Source organism: Acinetobacter sp. 24-47-39, assembly GCF_056783825.1.
Window position 1 is genome coordinate 175,326 of record NZ_JBWYIP010000005.1, and the last position, 8,486, is coordinate 183,811.

The 8,486-nt window shown below is 37.8% G+C and carries 9 protein-coding genes; 3 read left to right on the forward strand and 6 right to left on the reverse strand.

Going from position 1 to position 8,486, the window contains the following annotated elements; genetic code table 11:
- Positions 1-25: 25 nt before the first annotated feature.
- Together AC1M9C_RS06740 and AC1M9C_RS06745 are read right to left on the reverse strand one after the other, a co-directional pair.
- Positions 26-160: a hypothetical protein gene (locus tag AC1M9C_RS06740; protein ID WP_481609864.1), complete on the reverse strand. Its 135-nt coding sequence runs from the start codon at positions 158-160 to the stop codon at positions 26-28.
- Between the two features lie 73 nt (positions 161-233).
- Complete coding sequence (locus AC1M9C_RS06745) at positions 234-1,283, reverse strand: NAD(P)H-dependent flavin oxidoreductase (protein WP_481953415.1); 1,050 nt, start codon at positions 1,281-1,283, stop codon at positions 234-236.
- A gap of 178 nt (positions 1,284-1,461) precedes the next feature.
- On the opposite strand from AC1M9C_RS06745, the gene AC1M9C_RS06750 reads away from it, so the two are divergent.
- From AC1M9C_RS06750 to AC1M9C_RS06760, 3 genes are all read left to right on the forward strand, one after another.
- Positions 1,462-2,721, forward strand: a complete 1,260-nt coding sequence (locus AC1M9C_RS06750) for a putative DNA modification/repair radical SAM protein (RefSeq protein WP_481953416.1) — start codon at positions 1,462-1,464, stop codon at positions 2,719-2,721.
- Complete coding sequence (locus AC1M9C_RS06755) at positions 2,722-3,501, forward strand: TIGR03915 family putative DNA repair protein (protein WP_481953417.1); 780 nt, start codon at positions 2,722-2,724, stop codon at positions 3,499-3,501.
- Positions 3,502-4,035: 534 nt separating this feature from the next.
- On the forward strand, positions 4,036-5,334 hold the full coding sequence (locus AC1M9C_RS06760) for a dicarboxylate/amino acid:cation symporter (protein ID WP_035265514.1): 1,299 nt from the start codon (positions 4,036-4,038) through the stop codon (positions 5,332-5,334).
- Between the two features lie 251 nt (positions 5,335-5,585).
- Here the strand turns inward: AC1M9C_RS06760 and AC1M9C_RS06765 are convergent, their stop codons facing one another.
- From AC1M9C_RS06765 to AC1M9C_RS06780, 4 genes are all read right to left on the reverse strand, one after another.
- Positions 5,586-6,797: a YeeE/YedE family protein gene (locus AC1M9C_RS06765; protein ID WP_481953418.1), complete on the reverse strand. Its 1,212-nt coding sequence runs from the start codon at positions 6,795-6,797 to the stop codon at positions 5,586-5,588.
- A 131-nt stretch (positions 6,798-6,928) separates the two neighbouring features.
- Positions 6,929-7,630 carry a VIT1/CCC1 transporter family protein gene (locus AC1M9C_RS06770; RefSeq protein ID WP_481587810.1) on the reverse strand — a complete coding sequence of 234 codons (702 nt, stop codon included), beginning with the start codon at positions 7,628-7,630 and terminating at the stop codon, positions 6,929-6,931.
- Positions 7,631-7,779: 149 nt separating this feature from the next.
- Positions 7,780-8,124, reverse strand: coding sequence for a hypothetical protein (locus AC1M9C_RS06775; RefSeq protein WP_035265393.1), 345 nt, complete (start codon positions 8,122-8,124; stop codon positions 7,780-7,782).
- 174 nt (positions 8,125-8,298) lie between these two features.
- Positions 8,299-8,486: FAD-dependent oxidoreductase (locus tag AC1M9C_RS06780; RefSeq protein ID WP_481953419.1), on the reverse strand; the 188-nt coding region annotated here is incomplete at its 5' end.

Sequence of the window (8,486 nt, forward strand, 5' to 3'; positions counted from 1 at the left end):
CCGATTTTTTCTCTTCAGGAGATTGTTATTGATCTTGATTTAAAATTTGAGCATCTAACTGCTCAACATTATGTTGAGTGGACTGATCTTTATCTTGAGCATGTGAATAGCTGTCTATTCCAAATCCAATCGCCACAAGTGCTAATAATACAAAACCCATACTTTTCGCTACATAATTTAACAATTCATTGTAAATAAAAAAACTTCAGCTCGGTATGGGTTTTATCGATTATTTAAGCATCATATTGATCAATTTCTAATATGATTTGATTGATTAAATCAGGTGCTTCTAAAACTCTGATTTGATTTACATTACTTCCTGCCCAGAATGCACCAAAACTTTCATCTTTGTTGGTTAATGCTGCTGCATTTAGTTGTTTACCTAAATCATATGCATAAGGGTAGGGAGCAACTAACTCACGCCGAGGTAAATCTACGAGAGTTGACCAACTGTTGATTATCCCTCTCGCTGGTCGCCCAGAGATGCTTGATGTAATTTGAGTTAAAGGCTTGCTTAATAATGTATTACGATAAGCTGCATTTGCAGCTGAACTCTTGCATTGTACAAATGCAGTACCGAGTTGTACGGCTGAAGCTCCGAGATTCATCATATATTTAGCTTGAAAGCCATTCATGATTCCACCAGCTGCTACGACAGGTATCTTGCAGGCAGGAACAAGTAATTTTACTAAATCTGCTGTTTTGATTGCACTGTCAAAATGCTCATTAAAAATACCACGGTGTCCTCCCGCTTCAATACCTTGTGCAATGATGATATCAATACCAGCATCTTCAATTGCTCTAGCTTCCGCTAAGTTCGTTGCTGATACCATCGTGATAATACCAGCCTCCTTGAGGGCAGATATTTGATGTGCATGAGGTATCCCAAAGTGAAAGCTCACCGCCTTAGGTCGAGTTTCTAAGACTAAATCTAAAAAATCATCATTATCTAAAAAGCTGGGGTAAATACATTTTAATTCTTTGGGTGGTTCGGTATTAAAGTTATCAAAGTGGGGTTTTAGATAATTTATCCAGTTCAGATTCCGTTCAGAATCAAGTTCAGTTGGTTTGTGGCAAAAGAAATTCACCTGAAAGGGTAAATCTGTTAATTTTTGAGTTGCAACTATTTGTTGTCGAGCATTTTGGATACTGGCTGCACCTAAACCAAGAGACCCCAATCCACCTTGATTGGATACTTCAGCTGCCAGTTCTGGTGTGGATACCCCAGCCATTGGCGCTAAAAAAATGGGGTGCTGAATGGATAATTGTTCGAGTAAAGACATAATCAAGCTCCATGATTCAATTTCACTTTGCACAATCATGGTCAGAGAATCAAATTATATTCATTATTTAGTGCGAAAATGCAAAGCGTCAAACTGTGTCGCATGAATGATCAGCGACATTTAGTAGAATAAATAAACAATTATAATATTCGAAATCTCATTGCTTCCCCATACATATATGTCTGATCGTATCCGTGAAAAATTACAGATTTTAGCTGATGCTGCCAAATATGATGTGTCTTGTTCATCAAGTGGTAGTAGCCGCAAGAACAAAGATAAAGGTCTTGGTAATACAGGTTCAGGAATTTGCCATAGTTATACCGAAGATGGTCGCTGTGTTTCATTATTAAAAATTTTATTCTCAAATGTCTGTATTTATGATTGTGCGTATTGCGTCTCTCGCCGTTCAAATGACGTAAAGCGAGCGGCATTTACCGTCCAAGAAGTGGTAGATTTGACCATTAATTTTTATCGTCGAAACTTTATAGAAGGGTTATTTTTAAGTTCAGGAATTTTTAAATCCGCTGATTACACCATGGAGAGAATGCTCCAAGTCGTAAAAAAATTAAGGCTTGAAGAAAATTTTAATGGGTATATTCATCTCAAAACTATTCCGGGCGCTTCGCAAGAGATTATTCATGAGGCTGGACTGTATGTCGATCGGATGAGCATTAACTTAGAAATGCCGACAGAAGAAGGCTTGGTGAAATTTGCACCTGAAAAGTCGCATGCAGAAGTGCAGAAAGATTTAGGTATTGTGAGAGACCGTTTGATTGAATTGAAAGATGAGAGAAAACTAATCAAGTCGGTTCCTAAATTTGTGCCTGCAGGTCAGACAACACAAATGGTGGTCGGTGCGCATCACGAAACAGATCGTGATGTGATCTTGATGGCTGACAAGCACTATAAAGATTTTAAATTAAAACGGGTGTATTACTCAGGATATATACCTATCAATCCAGAAGAGTCTGCTTTACCTGCTGTAGGTTCTGCACCGCCGTTATTGCGAGAAAATCGCTTATATCAATCAGATTGGTTAATGCGTTTTTATGGATTTGAAGCCAACGAAATTGTGGATGAAACACATCCCAATTTAGATTTAGAGGTTGATCCTAAATTAGGTTGGGCTTTAAGACATCCAGAACAGTTTCCAGTAGATATCAATACTGCTGAATATAAAATGATTTTGCGTGTTCCTGGCATTGGTGTGAGATCTGCTAAGAAAATTGTACAGGCTCGTCGGTTTGGAAAAATTCATATCGATCAGTTAAAGCGCTTAGGCGTTGCTTATAATCGTGCTCAACATTTTATTCGATGTGCTGATACACCTAAGTTTAAAAGAGAACAGCACACTCATCAGATCCGCCAGCAAATTTTACAAAGTGGGCAATCAAAATATGTGAAACAACTGTCACCTCAACTTGGATTTGGGTTTTAAATGGCTGTGTATGTTTTTGATGGTACCATGACTGGGTTGCTGTGCTGTGTTTTTAGAGCTTTTCAATTCAAAGAGTTCGACGTAAAAGTTCAAACTGAAGGAAACGCTCACCAGAATTTATTTGATGAGTCAGTCCGAATTTACAGTGAAGAAAAGCAAGCTGAACGAGTCTGGCAAGGTTTAAAATCTAAAATTTCTGCTTCAAGTTTACGTAATTGGTATTTTACTTTTTTGTCTGAGCAGGAAGTGGCATACCAACATCTATTTGACTATTCCATTTATATCTTTAAGCACCAATACGCCGTTGAAAAAAATTTCGGTCATCGTGATGTTTTAGCGCTAGCACAATGGGCTAAACAAGTTGGTCGTGAAAAGCACCGAATGGAGGCATTTGTTCGCTTTAAAAAGTGTAAGGATGGTTTATTTCTATCATTAGTAAGACCAGATTTTAATGTTCTGCCTTTAATCTCTAAGCATTTCAAAGCACGTTATCAAGACCAGCGTTGGTTAATTTATGATGAGAAGCGGCGCTACGGAATTTACTATGATTTAAAACAAGTCCATCAAGTTAATTTAAATGCAGCCGAAATTGATCAAAATATCCATATAGGTTCTAGTCAATCATTTACAATCGAACTGGATGATCAAGAAGAGCTATATGATCAACTTTGGAAGGATTATTTTAAGAGTGTAAATATAGTGGCACGTGATAATCCTAAATTGCATGTTCAATACGTACCTAAAAGGTATTGGAGATATATGAATGAAAAACAGGTTTAGTATGGTTTTTTAAAAATAAGTTATTGAATTTATTTAATAAAATATAATAAAAACGATTATATAAGAGTGTTTTAAATTTATACAGATAAAATTTTTAATATTTTTTTGTTATATTTATTTAAGAGTAATTCATATAAGTTATTGAATTATATATTTATATATATTGTTCTTAAATTACATAGAAATTTAATTATACTTTATAGGTATATATTGGGTAATAAAATAAAATGATTTGTATGTTTATTATTCAAAATTAACTTGTGAATTTTTAATTTTCATTTTTTTTCTAAAAATATCAAAACTTAATTTTATATGTGTTAATTTTTATGACGATTCATATTTAGTCATCTCAGTTTAATTGGACTTTGTAAATTTTTTTTTCTTAGACTAATAGTTAAGCCCAATTTATTCATTCAAAAAGTGAATATCACTAGAATTTCGACCTTTGAAATTATTTAACGCGCAATTCGTTTTTGAGTGTGAAATTTATTGCATTTAACAATGGATTCACTTTTTGAATTAGAAGGGTCTTCCATGGATATTCACGTTGATGAGCAATCTCAACCACCTAAGAAGCAAAAGTTTTATCAAATTTTATATGTTCAAGTCATCTTTGCAATTATTGCGGGTGTCACACTTGGACATTTTATGCCTGAGTTGGGGGCAAGTTTAAAACCTCTTGGCGATGCTTTTATTAAAATCGTCAAAATGATCATTGCACCCGTTATTTTCTTGACTGTGGTCACGGGTATTGCTGGTATGACGAATATGGGCGCAGTGGGGCGAGTGACGGGTAAAGCAATGGCTTACTTTTTAACTTTCTCTACGCTTGCGCTGATTGTGGGCATGATCGTTGCCAATCTTATTCAGCCGGGTAAAGGCCTTAATATAGATCCTGCTGCTTTAGAAGGTGACAAAGTTTCGACTTATGTTGAAAAAGCTCAGGATGCCTCTATTGTTGACTTCTTCATGAATATCATACCAAAGACTTTAATCAGTCCTTTGGCGGGTGGGGATATTCTTCAGGTTTTATTTGTTGCTGTGTTATTTGGTTTAGCGCTTGCAGCGGTGGGTGAAAAAGGGAAACCAGTTACAGACTTCTTAACGACACTGACCGCTCCAGTATTTTACCTTGTCGGTATGTTAATGAAACTAGCTCCAATTGGTGCATTTGGTGCGATGGCGTATACGATTGGTGCTTTCGGTATTTCAAGTATTGGAAATTTACTATTATTAATCGTAACGTTCTACATTACTTCACTTTTATTTGTTCTGCTTATTCTCGGAGCAGTTGCACGTTACAATGGATTTTCAATCATTGATCTCATCCGCTATATCAAAGATGAATTATGGTTAGTATTAGGCACGAGCTCTTCTGAAGCTGCACTGCCAACGCTGATGAATAAAATGGAAAAAGCGGGTTGTGAAAAGTCGGTCGTTGGTTTGGTCATTCCAACTGGATATTCATTTAATTTAGATGGTACAAATATCTATATGACGATGGCTGCTCTTTTTATTGCTCAAGCCTGTAATATCGATTTGACCATTTGGGAACAGATCACAATTTTGTTGGTTGCGATGATTAGTTCAAAAGGGGCAGCAGGTGTAACGGGTGCGGGCTTTATTACTCTGGCAGCTACATTATCTGTTGTTCCTGCATTACCTGTTGCAGGGATGGCGCTTATTTTAGGTATCGACCGTTTTATGTCTGAATGCCGCGCATTAACTAACCTTGTTGGCAATGCTTGTGCAGCAATTGTTGTAGCACGTTGGGATAATGCATTAGATAAAGAACAATTAGATGCAACTTTGAAAAAGAAAGTAGAGGCTTGACTTCACTTTTAACATCTTAAGCCCATCTTCGGATGGGTTTTTTATATAGATGATGCAGCATTTAACAAACTCAGAGTAAGCGCATTAAGATTTATTATAAGAACAAACTTTGGTGGCGTAGCTGATTTCAATCGGCTGAAATTTAATACTCCTTTCTTTTTTCTTATCCGCTTGAGTAGTTATAATTGCACTATAGAAAGATAAAAACGCCCAATTGAAATTAGGCGTTCTTAAATATCGATATTTTCTGATTAGCAACCTGTAAGTTTTTCAGGCTGAGGCTTTTCATTCGGGAAAAATATTGGACGAAGTTTCACACCTATACCATTACCAATAAAAGCGAAAATCAGCCATAACCAACCATGTAAACTGCCTGATGCAATGCCGCTGAAATAAGCACCGATGTTACAACCGTATGCTAATCGAGCACCATAACCCAACATGATACCCCCAATGACTGCTGCTAGAATTGAGCGTTTAGGGATATTGAGACTCGGTGCAAATTTGCCAGCGAGACCTGCTGCAAGTAAAGCGCCGAGCATGATGCCAAAATTCATTATGGAGGTGATATCGAACCACAATGAATTTGCTAAAGCTTTAGCATTTCCAGGTTGTTGCCAATAGTCCCAAGCTGTTACATCAATTCCGACTAATGTTGCTCCTTTCGCTGCCCATACTGCGAGCGCAGATGTGACACCCCATGGGCGACCAGCCAATGCAAGCGTGGCGAAATTAAGCAGGGTGAGAATAATACCCCCCCAAATTAAAGGCCATGGTCCCTTTAGGAAACGTTTCCAGCCTTGATGTGCTGCAACAGGTTCTTGTTCAAGCTGACCGTGGCGTTTTTTCTCGAAGTAGATTGTTGCTAATGCGATTAAACCAAATAGCACAAAATTGAGTAATAGCGCTGGAATAACACCAAAGCTTTGTACTACTGAAATAGGGGCTAAATGTGGCAGTGCAAACCACCATTCAATATGTGAAGTTGCGATCAGTGAACCTAAACAGAAAAAGAATAGAGTGATCAGCATACGTGAGCTACCACCACCGACAGTATAAAGTGTCCCAGATGCGCAACCACCACCCAGTTGCATGCCAATTCCGAAAATAAAAGCACCAATCATCACTGACATTGATACAGGATTGACGTTGCCTTTAACGGGTTGACCAAATAACTCACCTGCACCTAAAGCTGGGAAGAAGAGCAGTACTGCTAGGGCGAGCATAATCATTTGTGCACGTAAACCGCGACCTTTGCGTTCTTTAATAAAAACGCGCCAGCTCGACGTAAAACCAAATGATGCATGGTAGAGCGTCATACCAAGCGCGCCACCAATGAGGAATAACAGGGCTTGATTAATTCCCACAATTTGATAAGCACCAAGGGTACCTACGATCAATAAAACAATAGCGATCCAAACCGATGACTGTGATCGGTCAGATTGAGCTGCAATAATGGACATGAAGATAAGAAAAGCTGATAAAACACATCAGTATTTTAATTGATTGATTGTGGGTTGATAGTCCTACACTGCATTTATGCATTAAATTTTGCTGAGTAATATTGATTTTATATATTTGTAATTCTTATATGTTAGCCGACATGTACATTAAACAGTGAGCCAATCCAACTTGAAAATGCCATCGCTGCGATTCCCCAAAGCGTAATTCGTAATGCAGATTTTACTTTAGACGTTCCAGCAAAATATCCAGATAAAGCCCCTAGAATAAATAACGCTAAAATGCAAAAAAAGGCAACACTGTATTCTAAATATGTAGGAGGACTGATCAGTATAGCGATCATAGGGCAAGCTGCACCTATTGAAAAGGCAGTGGCAGAAGACCAAGCGGCTTGAAAAGGTTGAGCTGTTGTATTTTCATGGATACCAATTTCATCACGTGCATGTGCAGCTAACGCATCATGCTCGCTCAGTTGTATAGCAACTTGATGAGCAAGTTCGGGTGATAGTCCTCTTTGTATATAAATATGCGTTAATTCTTTCAGTTCAATTTGAGGATTGCGTGCTAACTCACTTGCTTCAAACTTTAGATCAGCTTCTTCAATATCAGACTGAGATTTTACTGAAATATATTCACCAGCCGCCATGGACGTTGCGCCTGCAATCAAACCAGCAATACAAGTGATTAAAAGGGTATGTTGATTCGCGCCACTTGCTGCCATCCCCATGATTAAACTAGTGACTGAAATTATACCGTCGTTGGCACCAAGAACAGCAGCTCTTAACCAACCTGTGCGATGTATATAATGTGGTTCTGTATGGTGCGAATAGCTCATAGGATTTTGTCTTATTATCTGAAAATGTTATTCAAAAATGAGTTGTTATTCATACAGTATAGGCTTGATTCGTATTTTGGGGCTGTATAATTGCTCTGTTAGAGAAAAAATTAAAGCCTCTAAAGAGGCTTTAATTGGTAAAAATCAAATTATTGTTGAGCTTTTTCTTTTACATTCGCTGCACCTTCTTCTACAGCTGCCGCAGCATTAGCAGTTGCTTCTTTAGCCGCTTCTGAAGCGTTGTGCGCAGCGTTTTCAGCATGTGCAGCAGCATTATCTGCAGCTTGTGCTGTCGCATCAGCAGCATTGTCGACTGCAGTTGCAGTTGATTGAGCTGCATCTTCAGTCGCATTTTGAATATCTGCACCTGCTTGTTCAGCAGCATTTTCTAAATGTTCACCAGTTGTCGCGCCAGTTTCAGGAGCTTTATCCTTATTACACCCAACCAAAGCAACTGTAGCAGCAAGACCTAAAGCAACAAGAATCTTATTCATTTTATCTTCCTTTTTTAATTCAATGAGTATCCAAGTAGCATGGATCAGAACAATATAAGCAGATTTTAAATAAAGTTTTATTCAAAAATTGTAAAGATAATATTGGCTTATAAAAAAGCCCCGAGAAAGAGTTTTCTCAGGGCTACACTTTAATGTGGTATGTTAAGGCTTAAATTACTGTCCAGAACGAATGATGTAATCAAACGCTGACAGTGATGCTTTCGCGCCTTCACCAGTGGCAATGATGATTTGTTTATAAGGTACTGTTGTACAGTCACCCGCAGCAAATACACCTTTTACATTGGTTTCGTTGCGATCGTTAATCACAATCTCACCACGGTTGGTTAATTCAACTTGGGTTT